Source organism: Acholeplasma sp. ORD1043, from assembly GCF_057808485.1.
On the sequence record NZ_JAQLOJ010000024.1, the window covers coordinates 1 to 1,664 of the forward strand.

Below are 1,664 nucleotides of genomic sequence, written 5' to 3' on the forward strand. Positions count from 1 at the left end.
AAGTCTTTGAAAACTGAATGATGATGAACAAAGAAGCAAAAAACAAAAAAAGAGCTATATCAAACAAAAACATATAATGGAGAGTTTGATCCTGGCTCAGGATGAACGCTGGCGGCGTGCCTAATACATGCAAGTCGAACGCTCTAGTAGCAATACTAGGGAGTGGCGAACGGGTGAGTAACACGTAGATAACCTGCCCTAACTTCGAGGATAACTTCGGGAAACTGGAGCTAATACTGGATAGGATGTCTTGAGGAATCTTGGGACATTTAAAGATTTATCGAGTTAGGAGGGGTCTGCGGCGCATTAGTTAGTTGGTGGGGTAACGGCCTACCAAGACAATGATGCGTAGCCGGACTGAGAGGTCTAACGGCCACATTGGGACTGAGAACGGCCCAAACTCCTACGGGAGGCAGCAGTAGGGAATTTTCGGCAATGGGGGAAACCTTGACCGAGCAACGCCGCGTGAACGAAGAAGTTCTTCGGAATGTAAAGTTCTTTTATCTGGGAAGAAAAATAACCAAATTGACGGTACCAGATGAATAAGCCCCGGCTAACTATGTGCCAGCAGCCGCGGTAATACATAGGGGGCGAGCGTTATCCGGATTTACTGGGCGTAAAGGGTGCGTAGGTGGCAAATTAAGTTTCTGGTGTAAGTGCAGTGCTCAACGCTGTGATGCTAGGAAAACTGATTAGCTAGAGTGAGACAGAGGTAAGTGGAATTCCATGTGTAGCGGTAAAATGCGTAAATATATGGAGGAACACCAGTGGCGAAGGCGGCTTACTGGGTCTTTACTGACACTGATGCACGAAAGCGTGGGGAGCAAACAGGATTAGATACCCTGGTAGTCCACGCCGTAAACGATGAGTACTAAGTGTTGGCCCTAAGGGTCAGTGCTGCAGTTAACGCATTAAGTACTCCGCCTGAGTAGTACGTACGCAAGTATGAAACTCAAAGGAATTGACGGGACCCCGCACAAGCGGTGGATCATGTTGTTTAATTCGAAGATACACGAAGAACCTTACCAGGTCTTGACATACCATGCAATGGCTTAGAAATAAGTGCGGAGGTTAACATGGATACAGGTGGTGCACGGTTGTCGTCAGCTCGTGTCGTGAGATGTTGGGTTAAGTCCCGCAACGAGCGCAACCCTTATCGTTAGTTACCATCATTAAGTTGGGGACTCTAGCGAGACTGCCAGTGACAAACTGGAGGAAGGTGGGGATGACGTCAAATCATCATGCCCCTTATGACCTGGGCTACAAACGTGATACAATGGCTGATACAAAGAGCAGCAAAAGGGTGACCTGGAGCGAAACTCATAAAAGCAGTCTCAGTTCGGATTGAAGTCTGCAACTCGACTTCATGAAGTCGGAATCGCTAGTAATCGCGAGTCAGCATATCGCGGTGAATACGTTCTCGGGGTTTGTACACACCGCCCGTCAAACCACGAAAGTGGGCAATACCCAAAGCCGGTGGCCTAACCCGTAAGGGAGGGAGCCGTCTAAGGTAGGGTCCATGATTGGGGTTAAGTCGTAACAAGGTATCCCTACGGGAACGTGGGGATGGATCACCTCCTTTCTAAGGAGAAAGGCTTACTACAAATAAGCAAAAACTCTTTTGTTCATCATATTCAGTTTTGAGAGACTTTAATTAGTAACTC

The 1,664-nt window shown here is 47.6% G+C and carries 1 rRNA gene; it reads left to right on the forward strand.

Annotated elements, in window-relative coordinates:
* Positions 1-73 precede the first annotated feature (73 nt).
* Positions 74-1,582: ribosomal RNA gene (locus tag PG914_RS06870) — 16S ribosomal RNA — on the forward strand.
* The last annotated feature ends 82 nt before the right edge of the window (positions 1,583-1,664 follow it).